We start from the raw sequence: 24,483 nt of genomic DNA, 5'->3' as shown, positions 1-24,483 counted from the left end.
ATCGCGCGGGCCGTCGCGGCGCGCACCCCAGCAAACATCACGTACCAGCAGAACTGAGGACACAGTCATGACAGAGCAGGATCTCGCCGGCATCGGCGCCATCATCACCGGTTCATCGCGCGGCATCGGTGCCGCCACCGCGGCCCTGGTCGGGGCTCGCGGCGCCGGCGTCGTGGTCAACTACCGGCAGAAGGCCCCCCGCGCCAAGAAGGTCGTCGCGGGGATCGAGGAATCCGGTGGACGCGCGGTGGCCGTGGGCGCCGACCTTACCGAGGCCGCCGGGGCCCAGGCGCTGGTGGACGCGGCGGTGGAGAACTTCGGTGCACTGAACCTGCTGGTGCTCAACGCCTCCGGCGGCATGGAATCCGGCCGAGGTGAGGACTACGCGCTGAAGCTCAACCGCGACGCTCAGGTGCAGATGGTGCGCACCGCGATCGAGGTGATGCCGGCAGGCTCCCAGATCGTCTTCGTGACCAGCCACCAGGCGCATTTCATCAAGCAGACCGCCACGATGGACGCCTATGAGCCGGTGGCGCGTTCCAAGCGGGCGGGAGAGGACGCGCTGCTGGAGCTGATCCCTGAGCTCGACGCCAAGGACATCACGCTGAGCATCGTCTCCGGAGACATGATCGAGGGCACCATCACCGCGACCCTGCTCGAGCGTGCCGAGCCCGGCGCCCTGGAAACCCGCCGCGAGGCCGCCGGACGGCTCTACAGCGTGGAGGAGTTCGCGGTGGAGATCGCGGCGCTCATCGGGCGCAAGGACCTCGCGCAGGGGCACACCGAACTGGTCGGCGGTGCGGAGGACTTCCTGGCGGCCAACGGCTGAACACTGCGCGGGCTGAACGGCCCGGGCGACGAGCGGTCACGGCCCCAGCAGCAGCGCGGCGGTGGGCACCAGGATCAGTGCCGCCACGATTCCCACGATGCCGCCCAGCGCGGCCCGGCCCAGCGGCTCGGGCGGGACCAGCAGCCTGCGCAGCCGCGCCGTGGTGATCAGCTCGGACTGTTCCTGCACGGCGGGATCCCCGGTGAACGTCTCATCGACCGTCGCCTCGCGGCGCACGTCGCGGTGTTCCAGTCCGGAGGAGCTCAGGGCCAGGGCGCGCACCAGGTCCTCACGTCGATGGGCGCGCAGGGCGCCGTCGTCGGCCAGCATCTCGGTGAGCTCGGTGACCGCGGCACGCCCGTGCCGAGTGGTCGGCAGCCAGGGCAGCGCGCGGTACCAGGCCTCGAACGCCATGGTCAGGAAGTGATGTCGCTGCTGCAGATGCGTCTGCTCGTGCGCGACGACGGCGGCGAGCTCGCCCTCGGAGAGCTGATCCAGCAGGCCCCGGGAGAGCACCGTGACCGAGCCGGAGTTGGTCCGGCCGGGCAGGCAGTAGGCCAGCGGCGCGTCATGTTCCAGGACGTGGGCGTGGAGCAGCTCCGGAGAGAGGTTCAGGTGCCGTCCCAGGGTGGCCGCCTGGTCGCCCTGGACCGGAGTCGAGAGCAGCCGGACCACATCGCGGTGCCGCCGGCGCTGGCCCAGGACCCGCACGTAGGTCAGCAGCAGCGTGGCCAGCAGGTGGCATCCCAGCAGCACTCCCAGGCACAGCGCGAAGATATGACCGGCGTGCACGTCGAGCTCGGTCAGCGCGGCGAAGTCGGCCGCGGCCGAGAGGCGCAGCACGTGCAAGGCCGCGCCCGGCACCGACTCTCCGAAGGGGCCCAGGCCGTAGACGATCGGGGCGCCCACCATGGAGAGCCCGCCGGCCAGGGCGATGGCCTGCCACAGCAGCATCGCCGCCCAGGGGGAGCGGGCGCGGAACTTCGCCTGGCTGAGCACCCGGGGCACCGGGACCGCCAGGGCGAGGGCCAGCGCGGCGAGGCAGACGGCGAGAAAGGTCACCGGCTCAGTTTAGTCTGCGAGGCGTCGGGCCTTCGGACGGTGCATGCGCATCGGGCGCGGGGATCCTCCGCCGTCGCGGCTATTTCTGCAGCAGCCGGCGCAGCGCCGCGGCCTCGGAGTCGGGGATGCCCCCGATGAACCGGGCGAGCACTGCCTCGCGGTCTCCCGCAGTGCCCAGCACCTCGTTGAGCATCTCCACGGTGTGCTCCTCACGGGAGGCCACGGCCGTGTAGCGGTGCGGGCGGGTGGAGCGTTCACGCCGGACCATGTCCTTGCGCTCCAGGCGGGAGAGCACGGTCAGCACCGTGGTCACGGCCAGGTCCTCGCCGAGCCGGTCGCGCACATCATTGGCGCTGAGCGACTCGCCGCCGTCCCAGAGCAGGCTCATGACTGAGCGCTCGAGTCCTCCGAGAGTGGCCATCTGCAGGTGCTCCTTATCGCGGTGACACGTCGACAATCCTGGTGAGAGCGGGAACCAAAGCGTCTTCTCAGTCAGGTGATGTCAACAGGATACTCCTGCGGACCGTCGATTTCTACACGCTGTAGTAATGGTGTGTCATGTGGCCGCGACCGCCGCGGCGGCAAGAGCCTCGGGGCTGGGCGCGACCGCGTCCACTCCGCGTTCCAGTGGGATCCCAGACCCGTCGCGGCGCACCATCTCGGAGGGAAGATTCCGTGCGACGCCGTTGCGCGCGGCCCCCAGGGCCGGCCCGAACCCGGCCCAGCCCAGCTTCAGATGGTCTTCTCCGCGCATGAACCGGTGAGCCCGCACCCCGGCGGTGCCGCGACCCTTGGCGGGGAACTCGGCGAAGTCGGTGAGCTTGATGCTGCCGGCCTCGAAGCCCTCCAGCGGGGTGTCCCCGGCGGCGAGGGTCACCACCAGCGCCGAGGTGCTTCCCTCGGCGTCCTCCGGTGCTCCAGCGGCGGGGACCACCGAGAAGCCGATCACAGTGTCCTCAGGAGCCAGCTTGATCCCGAGCATCCCGGACGCGGTGCGCCCCTGGGCCCGGACCAGCGCGGCCTCGAAGCGCAGCAGCTGCGCGCCGGCGGTGATGAAGCAGAGCTGGTCGGCGTCGTCGGCGGCCACGGCGGCCCCGATGACCCGGTCCTGGGCGCGGCCCTCACCCTTGAGCGAGATCACCTCCCAGTCGTCGCGGTTCAACGGATAGTCCGGGTTCACCCGTTTGACCCGGCCCTGCGCGGTGCCCAGGGCGATCACCGCATCCAGGGGCACGAACGCCAGGAGCTCCTCGGCCTTCTCCAGGTGCAGGAACTCCTTGGCCTTCACGCCCTGGTTGAGATTGACCATCCCGGAGGACATCTCCACGGCGGGCATGTCCACCACGGGGACCCGGATCATCCGCCCGGCCGTGGTGACCGCGCCGATCTCGCCGCGAGCGCTGGTGGGCACCACGGAGGTCAGCGCATCATGGCGGGCGCGCCGGGTGGGGTGGACCACGCTGGAGCGGTTGGTGGTCCGAGCCAGCTGACCCGAGCTGGAGAGCACCGCCCAGCAGGGCGCGTCGGGGATCTGCAGGCTGGACCCGGCGGCGGGTGCGGCGGGGTCTGGCTGCACGGCCACCGCCGGTGCGGCCTCGGCGTCGAGCAGCTCGGTGCGCCGGTCATCGCCGTACTTCGCGGCCACCTCATCGAGCTCCGCGGCGACCAGGCCGCGCAGCCGGTCTTCCGAGCCGAGGATCGCCTCGAGCTCGGCGATCTCCGCCTCCAGGCGCTCCTTCTCCTGCTCCAGCTCCAGGGCGGAGTAGCGGGTGAGCTGGCGCAGGCGCAGCTCGAGGATGTGATCGGCCTGGGCCTGGCTCAGGTCGAAGATCGTCATCAGTCGGGCCCGGGCAGCCGCGGTGTCCTCGGCGGCGCGGATGATCTGGATCACCTCGTCGATGTCGAGGATCGCGATGAGCAGCCCCTCGACCAGGTGCAGCCGGGCCTGGCGCTTGCGCAGCCGGTAGGCGCTGCGCCGGCGCACCACGTCGAGCCGGTGGTCGACATAGACCTGCAGCATCTCCAGCAGGCCCAAGGTGCGCGGCTGCCCGTTGACCAGCGCGACATTGTTGATCCCGAAGGAGTCCTCCAGCGGGGTGTACCGGTAGAGCTGGCCGAGCACCGCCTGCGGGTTGAAGCCCGCCTTGAGCTCGATGATCATCCGCAGCCCGTGCTTGCGGTCGGTGAGATCCAGGACGTCAGAGATGCCGGTGAGCTTCTTGGCCTGAACCGCGTCCTTGATCTTCTCGATGACCTTCTCCGGGCCGACCATATAGGGCAGCTGGGTCACCACGATCCCGGTCTTGCGGGCCGAGACCTGCTCGATGGAGACCTTCGCCCGGGTCTTGAAGGTGCCGCGGCCGGTGCGGTAGGCATCCCTGATCCCCTCGAGTCCCACGATCCGCCCGCCGGAGGGCAGGTCGGGGCCGGGGATGTGATGGATCAGGTCCTCGAGGGTGGACTCCGGGTGCAGGATCAGGTGCTTGGCCCCATTGATCACCTCGCGCATGTTGTGCGGCGGCATGTTCGTGGCCATGCCCACCGCGATGCCGGAGGCCCCGTTGACCAACAGGTTGGGGAAGGCGCTGGGCAGCACGCCGGGCTGGGTGAGCTGGTTGTCGTAGTTGGGCTCGAAGTCCACGACGTCCTCGTCGAGGTCCGCGGTCATCGACAGCGCCGGGGCGGTCATCCGGGCCTCGGTGTAGCGCGGGGCGGCGGGCCCGTCGTCGAGCGAGCCGAAGTTGCCGTGCCCGTCCACCAGCGGCAGACGCAGCGCGAAGGGCTGGGCCATGCGCACCAGCGCGTCATAGATCGCGGCGTCGCCGTGCGGGTGCAGCTTGCCCATCACCTCGCCGACCACCCGCGCCGACTTCACATGGCCCTTCTCCGGGCGCAGGCCCATATCGGACATCATGTAGAGGATCCGGCGCTGCACCGGCTTCAGACCGTCCCGGGCGTCCGGCAGGGCGCGCGAATAGATCACCGAATACGCGTACTCCAGGAAGGAGGTCTCCATCTCCGCGGAGACGTCGATGTCGATGATGTTCTGCTCCGGGGTGACCGGGGGGTTCTCGGCGCTCTTGGAACGGCGGGCCATAGCGAGGGTGCTGGTCCTGTATCTCTCGGTGATCAGGTGCAGCTCGGAGGGTGGGTATCCATCTCCGGGCGAGGGTGGTTAGTCTTGATCCTATGGGTGAGACACCCCGAACCGGCGGATATCCGGCCCACTGGGAAGCTGATGTCGTGCTGCGCGATGGGGCCGCAGCCCATCTGCGCCCGATCAACCCGGAGGACGCGGAGCGGCTGCAGCGCCTGCATTCCTCCCAGTCAGAGTCCTCGATCTACCTGCGATATTTCACGTTCAAGTCTGCGCTGACCGAGAAGGAGCTCGCCCGGTTCACCCGCGTGGACCACGTCGACCGGGTGGCGATGGTGATCCTGCTCGACGATGAGATCATCGGGGTGGGCGGCTATGACCGGATCGATGGCACCGGGGAGGCCGAGGTCTCGTTCAACATCTCCGACCGCCACCAGGGCCGCGGACTCGGCTCGATCCTGCTGGAGCATCTGGCCGCAGCCGGACGCGAGCGCGGACTCGAGCGGTTCTCCGCCGAGGTGCTGCCGGAGAACCGCAAGATGCTCGGGGTCTTCTCCGAGGCCGGCTACGAGACCCAGCGCAGCTTCGAGGACGGCGTGGTGATGGTGGAGTTCCCCATCGACCCCACCGAGCGCTCCCGGGCGGTGATGGAGGCTCGCGAGCACCGCGCCGAGTCCCGCAGCATCGCCGAGCTGCTCGCGCCGGAACAGGTCGCAGTGATCGGGGCCTCGCGCGAATACGGCTCGGTGGGCTACCACCTGGTGCAGAACCTGATCGAGGGCCACTTCACCGGGGGAGTGCACTCGGTGAATCCGGAGGCCTTCGAGGTCGGCGGGGTGGAGGCCTATGCCTCGCTGGCACACATCAAGCAGGTGGTGGACCTCGCCGTCGTCGCGGTGCCGCCCGAGCGCCTCAGCGAGGTGGTGGCGGACTGCGGACGCAACGGGGTCAAGGGGATCCTGGTGATCACCGCTCCTGATCTGGGCCGGGACTCCGAGGCGGCGGACCACCAGCGGCTGGATCAGCGGGAGCTGGTCCGCCTGGCCCGGCGCTGGGGGATGCGGGTGATCGGTCCGGCCTCGGTCGGGCTGCTCAACACCGACCCGGACGTCTCGTTGAACGCCTCCCTCTCGCCGACCATGCCGCTTCGCGGCGGGGTGGGACTGTTCAGCCAGTCCGCCTCGATCGGGGTCTCGCTCTTCGCCCAGGCCAACCGGCGCGAGCTGGGACTGTCCTCGGTGATCTCCGCGGGCAACCGCGCAGACCTCTCCGGCAATGACGCGATGCAGTACTTCGAGGACGACGACTCGACCCGCGCCGTCGGGGTCTATCTGGAGAGCTTCGGCAACCCGCGCAAGTTCTCCCGGATCGCGCGCCGGCTCTCGCGCACCAAGCCGGTGGTCGTGGCGAAGTCCGACGTGATGGGGCGCAGTCTGCCCCCCGGCCATGAGGTCCGCACCACCCGGGCGCCGATGGGCGCGGTGGACTCGATGTTGGAGCACTCCGGGGTGATCCAGGTGGGCAACCACGATTCGCTCATGGACGTGCTGCAGGTGCTCGCCACCCAGCCGCTGCCCGGCGGCGGGCGGGTCGGGATCCTCTCGAACTCGCCCTCGATGAGCCGGATCCTGGCGGACACCGCCGGCACCCTGGACCTCACCGCGACCCACGTCGTCGGGGATCTGGACCTCGATCTTCCGCGCGCCGAGGCCGACGCCGCGCTGGCCGGAGCGCTGCAGGAGCTGTTCACCGCCGAGGACGTCGACGCCGTGGCACTGTGCCTGCAGCCGGCGGTCACCGGGGAGCACTATGACCACAGCCGGCTGATCTCGCAGACCGCGCGCCAGCACACCAAGCCGATGGTCGCCTCCTGGATCGGGGTGCTCGACACCAGCGTGCCGCTGAACCACATCGGCAACGCGGCGCCGGTGATCGAGAAGGGGTCGCTGCAGCAGGGGTTCCCGGTGTTCTCCTCCCCGGAGCGCTCACTGACCGCGCTGGCGAAGATCGTGCGCTATCAGCGATGGCGCTCGCAGGGCATCGGGGAGCCCTATGTCCCGGCCGGCCTGGAGGGCACCACGGTCTCCCGGCGCGGCGACGAGCTGCTCGACGGCTGGCTCCAGGGCCTCGAGGGTGCGACGCTGCGCCAGCTCGAGCCCGAGCGCTGCGCCGAGCTGCTGGAGGTCTACGGGCTCTCGATGCTGCGCTCGGTGGCCTTCTCCACCGAGGACGAGGCGCTGGCCGCCGCACAGACGCTGGGCTATCCGGTGGCGGTGAAGTCCACGAACACCTATCTGCGCCACCGCCTGGACCTCGGCGGGGTGCAGCTGAACATCGAGGATCCCGAGGCGCTGCGCCGGGCGATCGGCGAGATGCGCCGGGCGCTGGCCGACTATGAGCCGGCGGGTCTGGAGCTGCAGTCCATGGCGCCGACCGGGCAGGGCTGCGTGATCCGCGCGATCGAAGACCCGCTGATGGGTCCGGTGGTCTCCTTCGGGCTCTCCGGGGACGCGGTGGAGCTGCTCGACGACTGGGCGCATGCGGTGCCGCCGCTGACCGACCAGGACGTGCGCGGGCTGCTGCGCCGGCCCCGCGCGGCGAAGCGGCTCTTCGGCTATAAGGGCGTGCCCGCGGTGGACATCGCGGCACTGGAGGACACGCTGCAGCGGGTGGCGACGCTGAAGGACAACCACCCGCAGGTGGCCTCCCTGGAGCTGACCCCGGTGCTGGCCTCCCCGGAGGGTGTGCAGGTGTTGCACGCCGCGATCGAGATCGCCAACCCGGAACAGCGCACCGACTCGGCCCGCCGGGCGATCAGTCGCTACTGACCCGCTCCTGCTGTGCCCAGGAGGGGCGGGTCAGCGGACGCTTCCGGTGGCTTGGATATGCTCGCGCAGCAGCGCCAGACCCTGGTCCAGGCTCACCCGCGGGGTCCAGTCCAGGGCACGCTGGGTCTTGCGCTGGTCGAACCAATGCGCGGTGGAGAGCTGCTCGGCGAGGAACTTCGTCATCGGGGGCTCGTCGGCGCGCGGGCCGGCGAGCTTCTCGCTGAGCGCCCAGACGCGTTCGACGACGGCGCCGAGGCCCTTGGCGAGCCCGGGGGACAGTCGCAGCCGGGGCGCGGGGGCCCCGCCGGCGGCGGCGATCCCGGTGATCAGCTCACCGATCGGGCGGGGTTCGCCATTGGTGAGCACCAGGCGCCTCCCGGCGATCTGCGGAAGCCGGCGCAGCCCGGCGACGAAGGCGTCCACGGCGTTGTCGATGTAGAGCGTATCCACCAGCGCGGCGCCGGAGCCCAGGATCGGCATCCGTCCGGAGCGGGCGCGGTCGATGATCCGGCTGGTGAGCTGCCCGTCCCCGGGGCCCCAGACCAGGTGCGGACGCAGGATCAGCACGTTGAGATCCGCCGCTCCGCGGGCCTCGACGAGGAGCTCGGCCTCGGCCTTGGTCTTGGCGTAGCTGCCGACGGCGTGCTGCGGATCTGCCGTCCCGGCGCCGACGCCGATGAGCGAGGCCCCGGCGTGGGCCACCGAGGGGGAGGAGACGTGGAGGAAATCGGTCACACCCGCCGCCGCTGCGGCGTCGAGCAGCCGCTGGGTGCCGCGCACATTGACCTCCAGGAAGTCCTCATGCCGGCCCGAGACCGAGACCTTCGCGGCCATATGGATCACCGCGTCCTGGTCCTTCACCGCCCGGGCCAGCGCTGCGGGGTCGCTGAGCGAGCCGCGCACCTCGTGCACGCCCTGCAGCCCGGAGGCGCCGCGCTGGAGCACCGTGACCTGGTAGCCCTGCTCCGCCAGCCGTTGTGCGACGCTGCCGCCCAGCAGCCCGGAGGCGCCGGTGACCAGCACCCGGGCGCCGGGTTCGATCAACCGGCTCATGGGGCGCCCACCTTCTCGCCGGAGAGCACCTTCTCGGCCCAGGCGGCCAGTCGGGTGCGGTCGATCTTGGAGTTGTGCCGCACGTCGGTGGGCAGCTCCTCGAGCACCAGCACAGCAGAGACCGGGACCTCGCCGGCGGCCTCACGGACCCGGGAGGCGAAGCTGGTCTCGGCCACCGGGGAGCGCCCGGTGCGCAGGCTGCGATCCGGGGCCGGTTCCACGATCACCACCACGGCCTGGGTGCCCTGGGGCCCCACCGGCACCGCGGCGCTGCGGGCCACCTCTTCGAGCGCATCCACCGGTGTCTCCACGGCGCCCGGGCCCATCGGCCCGGCGGGTGTGCTCAGCACATGCTGCAGCCGACCCTCGATCCAGAGCCGGTTCTCGGCGTCGAAGTGTCCGATGTCATTGGTCCGGTGCCAGATCAGCCCGTCAAGGGTGTCCCGGCGGGAGGTCCGCTCGGTCTGCCAGAGCCGGTCATATCCGGCCTTCAGGTGCGCCGCGGAGACCACGATCTCGCCCAGCACACCGACCGCCTCGGCGGGTTCGCGCAGCTCCTCTGCGGGCCGTCCCAGCCCGTCCAGCGGGGCCAGTGCGAAGCGGACGCCCGCGACCGCGGTGCCCACGCAGACCCCGGACTGGCCGGTGGCGACCGCCTCGATCACCTGGCGGCGCTCGATGTCGGCCTGCAGCAGGCCCTCGGTCATGCCATAGGGGGTGTGGATCTGCGCACCCGGGAAGATCTCCTGGACCGCGTCCAGCAGGTCCGGGTGCACCGGGGCTCCGGCGGAGAGCACCAGCGTGATCTCGGAGAGTCCCCGGCGCTGCAGCTCGCTCAGCTCGCCCGTGGTGGCCACGACATTGCGCAGCGCGGCCGGGGAGCCGAAGAACATGGTGGCGCTGCCAGCCAGCGCGGCATCGGCCACGGCCGCGGCGGTGAGCGTGGCCGGACGGGTCACCGACATGTCAGGGGTCACCGAGGTGGCGCCGATGGCCGGTCCCAGCAGCGCGAAGGGCGCGAAGCCGGCGATCAGCGAGGCGCCGGGGCGAATCTCGAGGTGCTCCACCAGCAGCGCCACCAGGGCGCCGAGCCGTCCGTGGGTGTACATGACGCCCTTGGCCGGTCCGGTGGAGCCGGAGGTGAACAGGATCGCCGCGGGGTCCTCCGCGCCGGGTGTCGCCACCTGGTCCGGAGAGGCACCCTCGTGGCGGCTCAGCAGCGATTCCACCGAGGCGACGGTGCCCAGCAGCCGGGCCTGGCGCGCCGAGAGCGCCTGGGCGCTGATCCGTCTGCCGGGCCAGCCGAGGCTGCGCGCCAGGGTGAGCCCGGGCAGGGCACCGATGACCCAGTCGGGCCGGGCGGCGCGCACGGCGCGGGTCATCCCGCGCACCCCCAGCCCGGCGTCGGCGACCACGGCCACCGCACCCAGGCGCAGGCAGGCGTAGAGAATCACGGTCAGCGAGGCGCCCGGCTGGACCAGCAGCGAGACCCGGTCACCGGGGCGGACCCCGGTGTAGGTCAGACCCACGGCCAGCGCGTCGACCTGGGCGGAGAGCTCTTCCCAGCTCAGCGCCCGGTCTCCGGTGCCGGCGTCCTCGGCGTTGCTCCAGGCCTCGGGCTCGGCGGTCATGTCGACGACGGCGGGGCTGGCCCGCCGCTCCGAGCCGGCGAGTGTGCTCAGCTGCTCATGCATGCCGAGCACCCTGCCCGCCGGGGCGGGGGATTCCAACGCCGCCCGCGAGGCGCCGGCGCCGAAGTGGTCATCGAGCCAGGTGAAGATCGGGGCACTGAGGTCTCGGTCTTCGGCGAGCATGTGTCCGGCACCTTCGAATCGGTGCAGATCCGCGTGCGGCACCCGGGACTGCAGATCCGCCAGGTAGCGGTCCTGGAAGACCGGGTCCTTGGGTCCCCAGAGCAGCAGCAGCGGCTTGTCCCAGGAGCACAGGCCCGAGGAGACCTCGGTCAGCGCGGCACGGGAGACGTGGGTGGCCTCGGCCGGGATGTCGGCGACGAACCCGCCGATCCCGCCTCGTCCCAGCCGTGAGGTGTAGGGCGCCCGATAGGCCTCGCGGACCGCCTCGGGCAGCGGATCCTCGGTGAGGCCCAGCGTCACCTTCAGGAAGGCCTCGCTGGCGATGGTCGCGGCGGGCAGCACGGCCGGGGCCATCGCGGCGCGCAGCGCGGCGGGGACCTGGTCCTGCGTCGGGTGGTCCACCGCGGTGTTCAGCGAGATCGCCGCATCGACCCGGCCGGCGTGGCGCACCGCCCAGCCCAGCGAGATGATCCCGCCCCAGTCGTGGCCCAGGGTGACCAGCCGGGAGCCGGTGTCCACATCCAGGGCGTCCATGAGCGCGTCGAGATCGCCCAGGCGCTGCGGGAGCCGTCGGTAGCTGGGCGCCTCGGCGGCGGGCGGCACCGGATGGGCCAGCCGGTCCGAGAAGCCCATGTCCAGCTGGTCCGGGGCGATCACCCGCCAGGCGTCGCCGCTGCGGGCGCGTTCCAGCGATCCTGCGATCACGTGGCGCCACAGGTAGGACCAGGTGGGGTTGCCGTGGACCGCCAGGATCGTGCCGGTGGGGGTGATCCCGCGGGCCTCGAGCACCGGTCCGGTGTCCAGCACGTGGAAGCTCCGCGCGCCGTCTTCGGTCTTGGCCGTGACCAGCCGGGACCAGGCCGGGTCCAGGCCGGGGAAGCTGGTGCCGGGGGCGTGGTCGGCGGGCAGCCGCGCGCCGGCAGCCGGGATCGCCGTGAAGCGCCCGGAAAGGTCTCTCAGGCTCACCATTCGATCTCCAGCATCGCGGTGTTGAGCCCGGAGCCGACGCCTATGCACAGCACCCGGTCGCCGGGCTGCAGCCGATCGGCCTCCCTCGAGAGGGTGATCGGCAGCGAGGCGGGTCCGACGTTGCCCAGCTCCGGGAAGGTGACCGGGACGCGCTTCTTGTCCAGCTTGGCGGCCTTCACGATCGAGGAGGTGTGCAGCTGGGACACCTGGTGGGTCACGTAGGTGTCCATCGAGTCCCAGTCGAAGTGCTCGCGGGCATCTTCAAGGGCGTTCATGACCAGTTCGATGCCACCGTCGAGCAGACCGCGGGCATCGGTGTACATGCCGTTGTGGTCGCCCACGCAGAGTCCGTGGTGCTGGGTCGCGGCCCGGGTGACGCCGCCGATGATCCGGTGGCCCTCGGGGTGCAGGTCCGCCGGTCCGATCACCGCCGCGGCGGCGCCGCAGCCCAGGGTGAGCGAGGCGAACTCCGCCATGAACTCCTCCCGGGAGGCCATCTTCTCAAGCGAGTTGATCCGGTTGATGGTGGCTTCCTGGACCTTCCGCGTGTCCTCACCGTTGACGATCAGGACGTACTTGGCCTGACCGGCGTCGATCATGGAGCTCGCGAGCGTGATCGCGTTCACGAAGCCCAGGCAGGCGTTGGTGATGTCGAAGTTCATCGCCGAGGTGGGCAGTCCGAGGTCATGGTGGATCCCCACCGCCACCGAGGGCTCCAGGTGCTCACGGGACACCGAGGTGTTGATCATCATCGAGACGTCCTCCGGCGCGATCCCGGCTGCGGCCAGCGCCCGGCGACCGGCCTCCGCGGTCCCGGCACGAACGTCACCTGGCCCTGACCAGTGGCGGCGAGTCTTGACCCCCGCGACCCGTTGGAGCAGCCCGGTGGGCAGCTTGAGTCGTTTGAGCGCATCCGCCAGACGCCGGTCAAGGTCCTTCGATGTGAGGACCTCCGGGGCCTGTACCTCCTTCACGGAGAGGAGGGCGGCGTTGCGGTGATGAAAGGTAGCGTTTCCTGGCACCGGTCTAGTATCCCGTATGTGACGCGCACCGGCGAATCCCGCTACCGGATAGCATGAGTTCCATGACGTTCAGCCAGCACGGGTCCGGGGAGCACCACCGAAGCGCCGCCTCCACCTCCAGTCTCAAGGAAGCAGTCGAGCGGGGAGGCTTTTATCCATCTCTGGTGCTGCACACGCTCAGCGAGGCGCTCGACGAGCGTGAAGCCAGCCATCAGATCGTGCATGTGGACACCCATTTCGACATGGAGGAGGTCCATCGTCACATCACGGTGCTGGCGCTGGCCGAGGACATCATCGTCGTCGCGCACCTCGATGACCATGATCTGGAGGCCGACGACGGCCCCGCCTTCGGCCACGGCGACTCGCCTCATCCGCGACGAGCTGACACTGTGGCCCGGATCTCCACCGAGGTGGTCCCGGTCAGCCGGGTCCGCTCGCTGATTCTCTCCGAGGTCCACCGCAGCCCGGAGAACTTCACCCCGGATCGGTCGCTCGCCGAGGTCTCGCTGAACCTGACCTGGACCGGGGGAGCCCGGTTCGACACCTATCCGGCCGAGTGCGGAAACCCGGAGTGCGTGGCCGACCACGGGGACACCGGAAACTGGGTGCCCGAGGACATCGCGCTGCGGATCGCGGCCACCGCGGAGGGTGACACCGCCGTGGACGAGGCCCGCGGGTTCGTCCGGGCGCTGCGCCGAGCCTGCATCACGCACGCCCGCTGAGGCGCCCTCCGCGATGACCTCGAAGCCTCGCCCGCTGCCGGACGCCCCGGACTACGACGGCGCACACCTGCGCCATGTGATGACCTCAGCCGCCGCCTCGTTGGGCCTCTCGGGATTCCAGAACCGGCTGGGCCTGCCCGAGGCCTCAGCCACGGTGGTGCTGATGGTCGATGGTCTCGGCGACGCGCTGCTCGCCCGCTATTCCGGGCACGCCCGCTTCCTCGCCGCCGCCTGGCGCAGCTCCAGCGCGGAGATCCTCGACGTCGGGGTGCCCACGACGACGGCGGCCTCCCTGGCCTCCCTGGGGACCGGCACCACGCCGGGGCAGCACGGGCTGGTCGGCTACGACGTCCTCGCGCCGGAGCTGGATCGCACGGTCAACATGCTCGGAGGCTGGGACGCTGAGATCGACCCGGTGCAGTGGCAGCGGCACCCCTCGGTGCTGCTCCGGGCCCACGCGGCCGGGGCTGCCGTGCTGACCGCCTCACGGCCGAAGTTCGTGGACTCCGGACTCACCCAGGCGGTGCTGCGCGGCGGCGAGTTCCGCGGCGCCGCCCGGATGGACGCCCGCTTCAGCCTCACTGCGGAGTGGATCCAGCAGCAGCGCACCAGCAGCGGTGTGCGGCAGGGACCCGCCCCCCGTCAGCTGGTGTACCTCTACGTCGATGAGCTTGATAAGACCGGTCACCGCTACGGCGTGGACTCCGCGCAGTGGCTGCAGATGCTGGAGACGCTCGACGCCGAGGCGGAGCGCTTCACCGCCGGACTGCGCCGCCGCTACGGCGACCAGGTCTCGGTGGTGCTGACCGCAGACCACGGGATGATCGACATCGCGGCCGAGAACCGGCTCGACTTCTCCGGGCAGACGGCGCTGCTGGACGGGGTGCGCCATACCGGCGGCGAGCCGCGACTGGTGCAGCTCTATGCCGAACCCGGCACCGCGCCCGAGACCATCGCCGCAGCCTGGGACAGCGAGTATGGCGACCGCGCCTGGGTCCTGACCCGCGCGCAGGCCGTCGCTGCGGGCTGGTTCGGAGAGGTGGAGGACCGGGTCTCGGGGCGCATCGGCGACGTGCTGGTGGCCGCGCACAGCGATATCGCGCTCTACCACTGTGACCGGGTGGGCCAGGCGCCGATGGACATGGTGGGTCAGCACGGCTCGCTCACCGAGGCCGAACGTCGGGTGCCGCTGCTGCGTCTGGGGGCCTGAGGCCTCCTTGCTGCCCGACGTTGGCAGCGTCGGATCCCCCCGACCCATCAGGCTCACGTGCCGGGTCGGCTTCACCAAGGCGCTCCAGTGAGCCGAGATCAGAGCCCGGGGGAGGTCACCGGGACGAGACCTCGAGTCCGGCGCGCAGCTGGGAGGCCGCCCGGGCGGGACGAGCCAGCCGGCGCTCAGTCGTTCTTGGAGCCGAAGAGGATGTCGTCCCATTTCGGCATGCTCGCCCGCCGAGGGGGTGTGCGTTTCCGCGGCTTCTCCGCAGGATCCTCTGGCTCGGTCGGCTCGGTCGGCTCGGCGGCCTGATCGGCGGGCGCTGGCGCTTCACCTGCAGCAGACTCACCTGCCGAAGCCTCACCGGTGTCGGCGCTGCGGTCCTCAGGCTCACCCTCGTAGGCGAAGCCCCAGGCGTCGAGCCGGCCGTCGTTGGCACCGGTGTCGGAGGCGTTGGTGCCCTGCGGTGCGGCCGCCGCCGGGGCGTCCCCAGCGGACTCCTCGGACCCTTCGGCGGTCTCGTCGCCACGCGTCTCGGTCGCATCAACGTCGGTGCCTGTGGTCTCGGCGTCATCGGCCGCGGGGTGCTGCACCGGGCGCAGCCGTGGGATCGGAACCGTGGAGTGCTCCTCGTCCTCTGGCCCTGTCGGCGTGCTGCCCGGAACCGCAGGCGTAGCCGCGCTGTCACGGTCCTGTGGGTCTTGTTTGTTGAGCATCAGAGCGAGCCGATCATCGGCCTCGGCGTCGGCGCCCAGGCGCTGGCCGCGCCGGGCGCGCAGGACGTCGAGCAGGTCCTCATGCTCGTGGCCTTCACCGCGAGCCCCGGCACCACCACGAGCTCCGGAGCCACCGCGACGGGCGGCGTCGCCGCGAGCTCCTGCGTCACCCCGCTGCGCGGCCTCGCCACGGGACCCGGCGCCAGCACTCGGCACGGAGGCACGCGCGCCTCGGGGGCCTGCCTCTGTCTGCGGGCGTCCAGCGGCCGGACCGGCTGTGCCGGAGGTCGCGCCGAGTCCGCGTGGATCGGCGGCCTCCTCTACGTTGAACACGGCGTCCACGGCGCTCAGCCGTCTCCCGGTGCCCGAGGTGGCGCCCTGGGGCTCCGACTCGGATCTCCGCGGGGTCGGCACCGTCGCGGAGAGCTCGCTGAGCGACTCAGCCCACCGGTTGACCGCTCGCAGCTGGCGCGTGACCGGCTGGAAGCTCCACTCCGCGGGGGGCTTGAGGCCGATGCCGGCACCGTGAGTGGCCGAGGAGTCGACGTCGAAGACACAGGTGATCTGCCAAAGACCGTCTTCCCGGCGCCAGGAGTCCCAGCTCAGAGTGGTGAGATCCACGTCCATAGCGCGCAGCCGGACGTTCACCATGTCCTCGAGATTGGCGGGTTCATCGCCGAAGGCCAGGCGATGCGCCTCGGCGGCCGAGGCAGGTGCAACCTGGGTCGTGCGGGCTCGTTGGGCGATGTACGAGCGTTCGGCGTGGACCGGTCCGGCATAGCGGTCCACATGCGCGGTGGTCAGTCCCGAGGCGGCCACGACCTGGTCCACGGTGGCCCCGGCGCGCAGCCGCGCCTGGATCTCACGAGGAGTCAGCGGACTTGTGGCGGGTCTGGCCTGGGAGGGCCGGACGGGGGGCCGGGTCGCGGCGTGGCGCAGGGCCTCATCGATCGGCAGCGAGAACTCCTGCCCTGAGTCGTCGGAGAGGATGAGCTGCGCCATGTTCTCCTCGTCATTGACCCCGACGATGCGCAGGTGCTGCATTTGGGCTTCCTCCGAAGAACGAGCTGGTGGCTATTGCGGCCACTGTATCGCGGGGCGGTTCAAAAAACTCTCGAGGTGCTCAACCACTCCTGGAAGGATTGCTCAATCGGTCGGCCCGTGACATTCTTTGGTCCTCATCCGCACCTGCCAGCTGTGTTCCGAGCCCCTCCGTGTCAGCCCAGGGCTCAACGGTTGATCAGGATTTGGTCCTGTGATCCGGATGGGACACAATCTGTCCGACCAGAATTTCCCACGTGTTCTGCGGGCCGGGCAACAGCCTGGTCCGGCAGGGGGCCACGCCACAGGGAAATCGCGCTCAATCAGCTTCAACCCGAAGCCGGTCAACGAGCGCTTCGATCTCAAGAATTCGGAGTGTGGAGCACCTCTCATGGCAACCGATTACGACGCCCCGCGGAAGAACGACGACGAAACCAGCGAAGATTCCATCGAGGAGCTGAAGAACCGGAACACCTCGCGGCAGTCTTCAGTGGTGGACGAGGACGAGACCGAGGCCGCTGAAGGGTTCGAGCTCCCAGGCGCTGATCTCTCCGATGAGGAGCTGCAGGTCCGCGTGCTGCCCGCCCAGTCGGATGAGTTCACCTGCTCATCCTGCTTCCTGGTGCGTCACCGCTCCCAGGTGGCTCGCGAGGAGAACGGCATGTTCTTCTGCAAGGACTGCGAGGGCTGAGCGCTCCGCAGCGAGGCGGACCTGGTGACCCTCAGCCGCCGACGGACTGAGGGCATCCGAGTCCTCTAGAATCACCGGTCACTCGAAACTGACGCCGTGCTCCTGCACGGGCTCTGCGGAGCCCAACGCGGAGAGCACGGCGTTCGGCTTTCTGGTGGAGAAGATCCAATACGGGGTGGCGTCCTTGGGATCGATGATCTGCGCGGTGATGACCGGATCGATCCAGCCCCGGATGCACTGATAGGAGCTCGCATCAAAGCCCGGTCCGAGCTGCTCCCGCGCGGCATCTCCGGTGTGCGCCACGATCCGGCCCAGATGCACCGTCTGGATCCGAGCCCGGCCCACCCGCAGCCACCCCGGAGTGACCTCCAGGGTCGGGGTGGTGACGATCAGCCCGAAGATCACCAGGCCGATGCCGATGAACACGGTCAGCACCCCGAAGGTGACGCTGATCGGGAAGAAGATCAGCGAGATCGACGCGCCCAGCATGACCCCGGCGACCCAAAGCCACCAGGCCGGCCACAGCTTCTCGGTATAGATCGGGGCGGCCTCCACGTCCGCGCGGGTGGAGGAAGCTTCGCCGCTCTTGGAACTCTCGTCACTCATGGCACTATCGTCGCATGTCCGGCTGGGGAATCGTCGGGACCGCGACGGTACACTCAAGGCTGTGAATCGCATCTCAGTACCACTCAAGCAGCTTGACCCGGGCCTCGACCTCCCGCGCTATGCCCATCCCGGTGACGCCGGAGCGGATCTGCTGACCTCCGAAGACTTCAGCCTGGAACCGGGGGAGCGCCGACTGGTCCCCACCGGGGTCGCGCTGGCGCTGCCCCAGGGCTGGGTCGGCCTGGTGCATCCGCGCAGCGGGCTGGCCGTGCGCCACGGAATCACAGTGGTCAATGCCCCAGGGACCGTAGACGCTGGGTATCGTGGGGAGATCAAGGTGTGCCTGCTCAACACGGACCGCCGTGAGACCGTCCACTTCGCCCGTGGGGATCGGATCGCTCAGCTGCTTCTGCAGAAGGTGGAGCAGGCCGATTTCACCCTGGTGGACGATCTCGAGACCAGCGATCGCGGTGCGGGCGGCTTCGGCTCCACCGGGCGATAGCAACAGCGCAGAACCGACCAGGAGGACAGGCATGCTCTTCGGCAAGAAGAAGACCCCAGCGACGCAGGCACCGGAGACAGACGCTGCCCCGGCAGAGACACCACCGGCCCAGACACCACCGGCCCAGACACCATCAGCAGAGGCGCCAGCAGCGAAACCTGCCCAGACGGAACCAGCCTCGACGGAACCGTCCGAGGCTCAGGCTTCCGACGCCGAGACCACGGATGCCGCACCCACCGACACCGCACCCACCGACACCGCAGCCACGGACTCCGACCCCGCAGCCGCCGCGGCCCCGGTCACCCCCGTGGCGCAGCCGGTCACCGAGGCCACCCCGCTGGCAGTGCCGCGGGACTCCCGTGAGCTGGAGTCCAAGAAGGGCTACCTGGACTTCGGTGCGCTGCTGGTCCCGGCCGCGAAGAACCAGCAGGTCCGGCTGGACATCGACCAGAAGACCAAGCGCGTGGTCGCGCTGACCATCATGGTCGACCAGGCGAGCATTCAGGTCCAGCCCTTCTCCGCCCCGAAGTCCGGGGGGACCTGGGGTGAGGTGCTGGATCAGATCGAAGAGTCGGTGATGAAGCAGAGCGGCAAGGTCAAGCGGGTCGACGGTCGTTTCGGCAAGGAGCTCGCGGCACGCGTGCCCACCGTGCTGCAGGACGGCCGCAAGGGCTGGCGCGTGGCCCGCTTCATCGGCTTCGAGGGTCCCCGCTGGTTCCTGCGCGGGGTGGTCGGTGGCCGCGGCGCCATCGACGCATCGGCGGCCCGTGCGGTCGAGGACCTGTTCGCCAAGATCGTCGTGGTCCGCGGTGACGACCCGCTGCCTCCGCGCGAGCTGCTGCGGCTGCAGCCTCCCGAGGGGGCGAAGCGGGTGGTGGTCCCGCGCAATCGAGCGCAGCGCCGCGATGATTCCCCCGGCCCCAACCCCGCCGCGGCTCCGGTGAGCGATGTCCGCTGACCCAGCCCAGCCACGCCCAGAGCAGGACCCGAAGCAGGACTCCGTTCAAGACCCGGTGCAGGACCCGCGGCCGGACTCCGGTCCCCATGCCGCGGCGCAGTTCTCCACCGCGGCCGGGTCGCGGGTGCGCACGGGCGAGGACGGCTCGATCGATGTGCTGGCCTCGGTGGGAGGGGTGCGCGGACTCGTGGAGTCCTCGCTGCCCGCCGCCGCGTTCCTGATCGCGTTCCTGGTCACCGAGGACCTGATGACCGCGCTGATCATCTCGGTGGCGATCGGCGTCGGATTCGCGGTGCTGCGGCTGGTGCAGAAGGGCTCCCTGGTGCAGTCCCTGGCGGGACTCGCCGGCATCCTGATCTGCGCCCTGGTCGCCTACCGGACCGGGGACGCTCGCGACTTCTATGCCTGGGGCTTTCTGATCAACGCCGGCTATCTGCTGGCGTTCCTGGTCTCGATCCTGGTCAAGTGGCCGTTCCTCGGCCTGCTCTTCGGCATCGTGCGCGGGGAAGGTCTGGACTGGCGCAGGGATCCGGTGCGCCGCCGTCGATATTCCCTGGCCACCTGGCTGCTGCTCGCCGTGCCGGCGCTGCGCCTGATCATCCAGGTGCCGCTCTACCTGGCCGACGACGTGGCCGGGCTCGGCACCGCCCGCCTGGTCATGGGCATCCCGCTCTACGCTCTGGCCCTGTGGGTGGGCTGGTTGATCTCACGACCCGCGCAGAGCCCGCTCGAGCTCTCAGCCGAGAAGCCCGCCGCAGCGCCCGACCAAGACGAGAGAGGGTGATTCTGCGATGACGCAGACCCTGACGCTGGACATCGGCCCGATGGCCCACGGTGGCCACTGCGTGGCCCGCCACGAGGGTCGTGTCGTCTTCGTGCGCCACGCCATCCCCGGGGAGACCGTGCGGGCCCGGGTCACCGAGGGAGAGCCCGGTGCGAAATACTGGCGGGCCGACGTCGTCGAGGTGCTCAACGCCTCCGACTACCGGCGCCGACACATCTGGAAGCTTGCCGATTCGCTGCGCGCCCATGAGAACGACCGGCTTCCGGTGGGCGGCGCGGAGTTCGGTCACATCACCGACCAGCACCAGCGTCGACTCAAGGGTCAGGTCTTCCGCGACACCATGCAGCGGATCGGCGGATTCTCGATCCACGATCAGCGACTGCCGCTGGCCTCCGGGGACGGGGAGGTCCACGTCCACGATGTGCTCTCCGACGGGCCGTATCACGGGCTGCACTGGCGGACCCGGGCGAGCTTCGCCGTCGGGGCCGAGGGTGTTTTGAGCATGAAGCCGCACCGCAGCAACGAGCTCATCGAACTGCGCGGGATGCCGCTCGCGGTCTCCTCGATCCACGAGAGCGGGATCTTCGGCTACAGCTTCAAGGGCGCCGAACGCGTTGACGCGGTGGCCGCCGGCGCCGGCGCGCAGGTCACGCTCGTGGTGCACACCCGGGCCGGGCTGCCTGCGCCCGAGCAGGAGGCGCTCACCGAGCGGCTGCTGCAGCTGCACCAGCGTGCGCCCGAGGTCGCCAATATCGTCTTGGCCACCTCGCAGCCGGAACCGGCACCGAGTCGTGGTCGCGGCGGCGCCCGTAGCGCCGCACGCCAAGGCCGCACCCAGCGCTCCGGTCCGGGCTCGCGCGCCGCGAACCAGTCCGCGCCGCGCCCGGAGCGGATCAGCTACACCGTGCTCGCCGGCTCCCGCACCATCACCGAACCGCTCCCGCTGCCGCTGCCGGCGCTCACCGCGGCAGGCACCGACGCGGCTCCGCCGAGGCTCACCACGGTGGAGATCCAGCCCGAGGACTTCTGGCAGATCCACCGCAATGCCCCGTCCTGCCTCATCGAGGCGGTGAACACGATGACCCAGGTGCCGCAGGGCGCCTCCGTGGCAGACCTCTATGCCGGTGCGGGACTCTTCACCGCCTGGGCCGCCCAGCTCGCGGGCACCGAGGGATCGGTGCTCAGCGTCGAGGGCGCGCCCGGCTCCAGCGCCAGCGCGGCACAGCTCTTCGCGCAGACCCCCCAGGTGGAGGTGCTCCAGGCGCCGGTGGAAGCGGTCCTCAAGCGGCTCACCCAGCGCGAGCTGATCCTGCTGGATCCCCCGCGCACCGGAGCCGGGGAGCGCGTGATCGCCGGGATCGACGCCGCCGGGGCGCGCGAGGTCCTCTACGTCTCCTGCGAGCCCTCCTCCTTCGCCCGGGACGCCAAGTCGCTGCTGGGCCGGGGCTGGGAGCTGGCGGACCTGAAGGTCTTCGATCTCTATCCCAACACCCACCATATGGAATCAGTGGCGTTGTTCCGCGCACCGCGTCGCAGGTGAACGGCGCGCCAGAAGCCCCATGACGGGCGTCTCAAGAAATCTGAAAGAGTAGACTGAACATCGATCCATCGGCCCGGCTTTTCATCTGCGCGGGCTGGCACGACTGGCAACTAACAAGGAGTCCCGAGTGAATAATGCGGACAGCTATGGGGCCAAAGGCGTCCTCAACGTCGACGGCACCGACTACGAAATCTTCCGACTCAACGCTGTGGAGGGATACGACTCCCTGCCCTACAGCCTGAAGGTCCTGCTCGAGAACCTCCTGCGCACCGAAGATGGTGCCAACGTCACCGCCGATCACATCAAGGCGCTGGCGCAGTGGGACGAGAACGCGCAGCCGGACACCGAGATCCAGTTCACCCCCGCCCGAGTCCTGATGCAGGACTTCACCGGTGTGCCCTGCGTGGTGGACCTGGCGACCATGCGCGAAGCGGTCAAGGAGCTCGGCGGCAAGCCCGAGCAGATCAACCCGCTGGCTCCCGCCGAGATGGTGATCGATCACTCCGTCCAGATCGATTCCTTCGGCAACGCCGACGCCATGGAACGCAATATGGACATGGAGTACCAGCGCAACGGCGAGCGCTACCAGTTCCTGCGCTGGGGCCAGACCGCGTTCGACGACTTCAAGGTCGTTCCTCCGGGGATGGGCATCGTGCACCAGGTCAACATCGAGAACCTGGCCCGCACGGTGATGACCCGCGAGGTCGAGGGCACCCTGCGCGCCTACCCGGACACCTGTGTCGGCACCGATTCGCACACCACCATGGAGAACGGCCTGGGCGTGCTCGGCTGGGGCGTGGGCGGCATCGAGGCCGAGGCAGCGATGCTCGGCCAGCCGATCTCCATGCTCATCCCGCGGGTGGTCGGCTTCAAGCTCAGCGGGTCCATCCCCGCCGGTGCCACCGCCACCGACGTGGTGCTCACCATCACCCAGATGCTGCGCCAGCACGGTGTGGTGGGCAAGTTCGTGGAGTTCTACGGCGAAGGCGTCGCGGCCGTGCCGCTGGCCAACCGCGCCACCATCGGCAACATGTCCCCGGAGTTCGGCTCCACCGCGGCGATGTTCCCGATCGATGAGGTCACCATGGGCTACCTGCGGCTGACCGGACGCACCGAGGAGCAGCTGAAGCTGGTCGAGGCCTACGCCAAGGAACAGGGCATGTGGCACGACCCCTCCCGGGAGCTGCGCTTCTCGGAGTTCCTCGAGCTGGACCTCTCCACCGTGGTGCCCTCCATCGCCGGCCCGAAGCGCCCGCAGGACCGGATCGAGCTCACCGACGCCAAGGAGCAGTTCCGCAAGGACATCCACAACTACGCCAAGGACGGCGCGGTCACCAACGGAGCCGTCGATGACGCCTCCGAGGAGTCCTTCCCAGCCTCCGACGCGCCCGCCCACGATGCCACCGATGAGCAGTCCGCGGCCGATAAGCCCCGCGACACCTCCGGTGCCCCGGTGGATGGCCGCCCCTCGAACCCGACCCCGGTCACCATGCCCGACGGTCGCGAGTTCCACCTCGATCACGGCGCCGTCTCGATCGCCTCGATCACCTCCTGCACCAACACCTCGAACCCCAACGTGATGATGGCGGCCGGCGTGCTGGCCCGCAACGCCTCCGAGAAGGGACTGGCCAGCAAGCCCTGGGTCAAGACCTCGCTGGCGCCAGGCTCCAAGGTGGTCACCGACTACTACGACAAGTCGGGCCTGACCGAATACCTCGAGAAGATCGGCTTCTACCTGGTCGGCTACGGCTGCACCACCTGCATCGGCAACTCCGGTCCGCTGGAGGAGGAGATCTCACAGAAGATCCAGGAGCAGGACCTCGCAGTGACCTCGGTGCTCTCGGGCAACCGCAACTTCGAGGGCCGGATCAACCCGGACGTGAAGATGAACTACCTGGCCTCCCCGCCGCTGGTGGTCGCCTACGCCCTGGCCGGTTCCATGGACTTCGACTTCGAGAACGAGCCCCTGGGCCACGATGAGGCCGGCAAGGCGATCTTCCTCGCCGACATCTGGCCGGACCCGGTGGAGGTTCAGGAGATCATCGACGCATCCATCGACACCGAGATGTTCACCTCCAAGTACGCCACGGTCTTCGACGGCGATCACCGCTGGCAGGAGCTGGAGACCCCTGAGGGCTCCACCTTCGCCTGGGACCAGGACTCCACCTACGTGCGGAAGCCCCCGTACTTCGAAGGCATGAAGCTCGAGCCTTCGGATGTCACCGACATCGAGGGTGCCCGGGTGCTGCTGAAGCTGGGCGACTCGGTCACCACCGACCACATCTCCCCGGCGGGCTCCTTCAAGTCCGACACCCCGGCCGGTCGCTACCTGCTGGAGAACGGCGTGGCCCGGAAGGACTTCAACTCCTACGGCTCCCGGCGTGGCAACCACGAGGTCATGATCCGCGGCACCTTCGCCAACATCCGGATCAAGAACGAGCTGCTCGACGGCGTGGAGGGCGGCTACACCCGCGACTTCACCCAGGAGGGCGGTCCGCAGGCAGCGGTCTACGACGCGGCTGTCAACTACCAGGCGGCCGGCACTCCGCTGGTGGTCCTCGGCGGCAAGGAATACGGCTCCGGATCCTCACGTGACTGGGCGGCCAAGGGCACCAGCCTGCTGGGCGTCCGCGCGGTCATCACGCAGTCCTTCGAGCGGATCCACCGCTCAAACCTGATCGGGATGGGCGTGCTGCCGCTGCAGTTCCCCGAGGGCGAGTCGGCCGACACGCTCGGCCTGACCGGCCTGGAGACCTTCTCCATCTCGGGTGTGACCGAGCTGAACAACGGCACCACCCCGAAGACGCTGAAGGTCACCGCGGTGAAGGAGGACGGCGCCGAGGTCAGCTTCGACGCCGTGCTGCGCATCGACACCCCGGGCGAGGCCGACTACTACCGCAACGGCGGCATCCTGCAGTACGTGCTGCGTCAGCTGGTGAAGAAGTAGACAGCCTGAGCCCAAGCCGCTGAGCGGCTGCGGTCGGTGAATAAGAGGAGGGGCGCTTCGATCTTCGGATCGGGCGCCCCTCCTTCGGT

Annotated in this window: 18 protein-coding genes; 10 read left to right on the top strand and 8 right to left on the bottom strand. The window is 69.8% G+C overall.

The features are described from left to right. The first annotated feature begins 67 nt into the window (after nt 1-67). Nucleotides 68-829 (top strand): SDR family oxidoreductase, encoded by a 762-nt coding sequence (locus tag EV640_RS06210; protein WP_036476300.1) that lies wholly within the window; start codon nt 68-70, stop codon nt 827-829. A 36-nt stretch (nt 830-865) separates the two neighbouring features. On the opposite strand, the gene EV640_RS06205 is transcribed toward EV640_RS06210, so the two are convergent. The 3 genes from EV640_RS06205 to EV640_RS06195 form a co-directional block, all read right to left on the bottom strand. Then, on the bottom strand, nt 866-1,891 hold the full coding sequence (locus tag EV640_RS06205) for a M56 family metallopeptidase (protein WP_036476299.1): 1,026 nt from the start codon (nt 1,889-1,891) through the stop codon (nt 866-868). 79 nt (nt 1,892-1,970) lie between these two features. Next, nucleotides 1,971-2,312 carry a BlaI/MecI/CopY family transcriptional regulator gene (locus EV640_RS06200; RefSeq protein ID WP_036476298.1) on the bottom strand — a complete coding sequence of 114 codons (342 nt, stop codon included), beginning with the start codon at nt 2,310-2,312 and terminating at the stop codon, nt 1,971-1,973. A gap of 135 nt (nt 2,313-2,447) precedes the next feature. Next, nucleotides 2,448-4,988: a DNA gyrase/topoisomerase IV subunit A gene (locus EV640_RS06195; RefSeq protein ID WP_036476297.1), complete on the bottom strand. Its 2,541-nt coding sequence runs from the start codon at nt 4,986-4,988 to the stop codon at nt 2,448-2,450. A gap of 92 nt (nt 4,989-5,080) precedes the next feature. On the opposite strand from EV640_RS06195, the gene EV640_RS06190 reads away from it, so the two are divergent. Continuing rightward, entirely contained in the window at nt 5,081-7,816 is a 2,736-nt protein-coding gene (locus tag EV640_RS06190) for a bifunctional GNAT family N-acetyltransferase/acetate--CoA ligase family protein (protein WP_133726102.1), read from the top strand. Between the two features lie 30 nt (nt 7,817-7,846). On the opposite strand, the gene EV640_RS06185 is transcribed toward EV640_RS06190, so the two are convergent. Genes EV640_RS06185 through EV640_RS06175 form a run of 3 tightly spaced genes read right to left on the bottom strand, consistent with a single transcriptional unit; the run spans nt 7,847 to nt 12,674 of the window. Continuing rightward, the gene (locus EV640_RS06185; RefSeq protein WP_133726101.1) at nt 7,847-8,869 is read right to left on the bottom strand and encodes an NAD-dependent epimerase/dehydratase family protein; all 1,023 of its coding nucleotides are present in this window, start codon (nt 8,867-8,869) and stop codon (nt 7,847-7,849) included. Continuing rightward, nucleotides 8,866-11,652, bottom strand: a complete 2,787-nt coding sequence (locus EV640_RS06180) for an alpha/beta fold hydrolase (RefSeq protein WP_133726100.1) — start codon at nt 11,650-11,652, stop codon at nt 8,866-8,868. The genes EV640_RS06185 and EV640_RS06180 overlap by 4 nt, the downstream gene beginning before the upstream one ends. Further along, nucleotides 11,646-12,674, bottom strand: a complete 1,029-nt coding sequence (locus EV640_RS06175) for a 3-oxoacyl-ACP synthase III (RefSeq protein WP_036476295.1) — start codon at nt 12,672-12,674, stop codon at nt 11,646-11,648. Before EV640_RS06175 ends, EV640_RS06180 begins: the two co-directional genes overlap by 7 nt. Nucleotides 12,675-12,736: 62 nt before the next feature. Here EV640_RS06175 and EV640_RS06170 point away from each other — a divergent pair, with 62 nt between their 5' ends. Together EV640_RS06170 and EV640_RS06165 are read left to right on the top strand one after the other, a co-directional pair. Continuing rightward, the gene (locus EV640_RS06170; RefSeq protein WP_051501290.1) at nt 12,737-13,396 is read left to right on the top strand and encodes a DUF5998 family protein; all 660 of its coding nucleotides are present in this window, start codon (nt 12,737-12,739) and stop codon (nt 13,394-13,396) included. A 13-nt stretch (nt 13,397-13,409) separates the two neighbouring features. After that, a complete protein-coding gene (locus EV640_RS06165) occupies nt 13,410-14,606 on the top strand; it encodes an alkaline phosphatase family protein (protein WP_036476294.1) in 1,197 nt (398 codons plus the stop codon). 185 nt (nt 14,607-14,791) lie between these two features. Here the strand turns inward: EV640_RS06165 and sepH are convergent, their stop codons facing one another. After that, nucleotides 14,792-16,369: a septation protein SepH gene (gene sepH / locus EV640_RS06160; RefSeq protein ID WP_133726099.1), complete on the bottom strand. Its 1,578-nt coding sequence runs from the start codon at nt 16,367-16,369 to the stop codon at nt 14,792-14,794. A gap of 388 nt (nt 16,370-16,757) precedes the next feature. Between sepH and EV640_RS06155 the strand changes: the two genes are divergently transcribed. Then, nucleotides 16,758-17,057 carry a DUF4193 domain-containing protein gene (locus tag EV640_RS06155; RefSeq protein WP_036475539.1) on the top strand — a complete coding sequence of 100 codons (300 nt, stop codon included), beginning with the start codon at nt 16,758-16,760 and terminating at the stop codon, nt 17,055-17,057. A 78-nt stretch (nt 17,058-17,135) separates the two neighbouring features. On the opposite strand, the gene EV640_RS06150 is transcribed toward EV640_RS06155, so the two are convergent. After that, nucleotides 17,136-17,663, bottom strand: a complete 528-nt coding sequence (locus tag EV640_RS06150) for a DUF3093 domain-containing protein (RefSeq protein WP_133726098.1) — start codon at nt 17,661-17,663, stop codon at nt 17,136-17,138. A 61-nt stretch (nt 17,664-17,724) separates the two neighbouring features. Between EV640_RS06150 and dut the strand changes: the two genes are divergently transcribed. From dut to EV640_RS06125, 5 genes are all read left to right on the top strand, one after another. After that, nucleotides 17,725-18,165 (top strand): dUTP diphosphatase, encoded by a 441-nt coding sequence (gene dut, locus EV640_RS06145; RefSeq protein WP_036475538.1) that lies wholly within the window; start codon nt 17,725-17,727, stop codon nt 18,163-18,165. 31 nt (nt 18,166-18,196) lie between these two features. Continuing rightward, nucleotides 18,197-19,123, top strand: a complete 927-nt coding sequence (locus EV640_RS06140) for a DUF3710 domain-containing protein (protein ID WP_051501173.1) — start codon at nt 18,197-18,199, stop codon at nt 19,121-19,123. Continuing rightward, nucleotides 19,113-19,907 (top strand): DUF3159 domain-containing protein, encoded by a 795-nt coding sequence (locus EV640_RS06135; RefSeq protein WP_051501172.1) that lies wholly within the window; start codon nt 19,113-19,115, stop codon nt 19,905-19,907. The genes EV640_RS06140 and EV640_RS06135 overlap by 11 nt, the downstream gene beginning before the upstream one ends. A 7-nt stretch (nt 19,908-19,914) precedes the next feature. Beyond that, entirely contained in the window at nt 19,915-21,447 is a 1,533-nt protein-coding gene (locus EV640_RS06130; protein WP_051501171.1) for a class I SAM-dependent RNA methyltransferase, read from the top strand. A gap of 127 nt (nt 21,448-21,574) precedes the next feature. Further along, a complete protein-coding gene (locus EV640_RS06125) occupies nt 21,575-24,394 on the top strand; it encodes an aconitate hydratase (RefSeq protein ID WP_133726097.1) in 2,820 nt (939 codons plus the stop codon). Nucleotides 24,395-24,483: the final 89 nt, after the last annotated feature.

Origin of the sequence: Nesterenkonia aurantiaca, from assembly GCF_004364585.1 — a bacterium.
Classification (GTDB): domain Bacteria; phylum Actinomycetota; class Actinomycetes; order Actinomycetales; family Micrococcaceae; genus Nesterenkonia; species Nesterenkonia aurantiaca.
The sequence above is the reverse complement of the archived record's forward strand: the minus strand, read 5'-3'. Positions and strand labels throughout refer to the sequence as shown.

Excerpts from the sequence above, each read along its gene's own strand:
- EV640_RS06210 (WP_036476300.1), top strand. The coding sequence starts at position 68 with ATGACAGAGCAGGATCTCGCCGGCATCGGCGCCATCATCACCGGTTCA.
- EV640_RS06200 (WP_036476298.1), bottom strand. The coding sequence starts at position 2,312 with ATGGCCACTCTCGGAGGACTCGAGCGCTCAGTCATGAGCCTGCTCTGG.
- EV640_RS06195 (WP_036476297.1), bottom strand. The coding sequence starts at position 4,988 with ATGGCCCGCCGTTCCAAGAGCGCCGAGAACCCCCCGGTCACCCCGGAG.
- EV640_RS06190 (WP_133726102.1), top strand. The coding sequence starts at position 5,081 with ATGGGTGAGACACCCCGAACCGGCGGATATCCGGCCCACTGGGAAGCT.
- EV640_RS06185 (WP_133726101.1), bottom strand. The coding sequence starts at position 8,869 with ATGAGCCGGTTGATCGAACCCGGCGCCCGGGTGCTGGTCACCGGCGCC.
- EV640_RS06180 (WP_133726100.1), bottom strand. The coding sequence starts at position 11,652 with ATGGTGAGCCTGAGAGACCTTTCCGGGCGCTTCACGGCGATCCCGGCT.
- EV640_RS06170 (WP_051501290.1), top strand. The coding sequence starts at position 12,737 with ATGACGTTCAGCCAGCACGGGTCCGGGGAGCACCACCGAAGCGCCGCC.
- EV640_RS06165 (WP_036476294.1), top strand. The coding sequence starts at position 13,410 with ATGACCTCGAAGCCTCGCCCGCTGCCGGACGCCCCGGACTACGACGGC.
- sepH (WP_133726099.1), bottom strand. The coding sequence starts at position 16,369 with ATGCAGCACCTGCGCATCGTCGGGGTCAATGACGAGGAGAACATGGCG.
- EV640_RS06155 (WP_036475539.1), top strand. The coding sequence starts at position 16,758 with ATGGCAACCGATTACGACGCCCCGCGGAAGAACGACGACGAAACCAGC.
- EV640_RS06150 (WP_133726098.1), bottom strand. The coding sequence starts at position 17,663 with ATGAGTGACGAGAGTTCCAAGAGCGGCGAAGCTTCCTCCACCCGCGCG.
- EV640_RS06140 (WP_051501173.1), top strand. The coding sequence starts at position 18,197 with ATGCTCTTCGGCAAGAAGAAGACCCCAGCGACGCAGGCACCGGAGACA.
- EV640_RS06135 (WP_051501172.1), top strand. The coding sequence starts at position 19,113 with ATGTCCGCTGACCCAGCCCAGCCACGCCCAGAGCAGGACCCGAAGCAG.
- EV640_RS06130 (WP_051501171.1), top strand. The coding sequence starts at position 19,915 with ATGACGCAGACCCTGACGCTGGACATCGGCCCGATGGCCCACGGTGGC.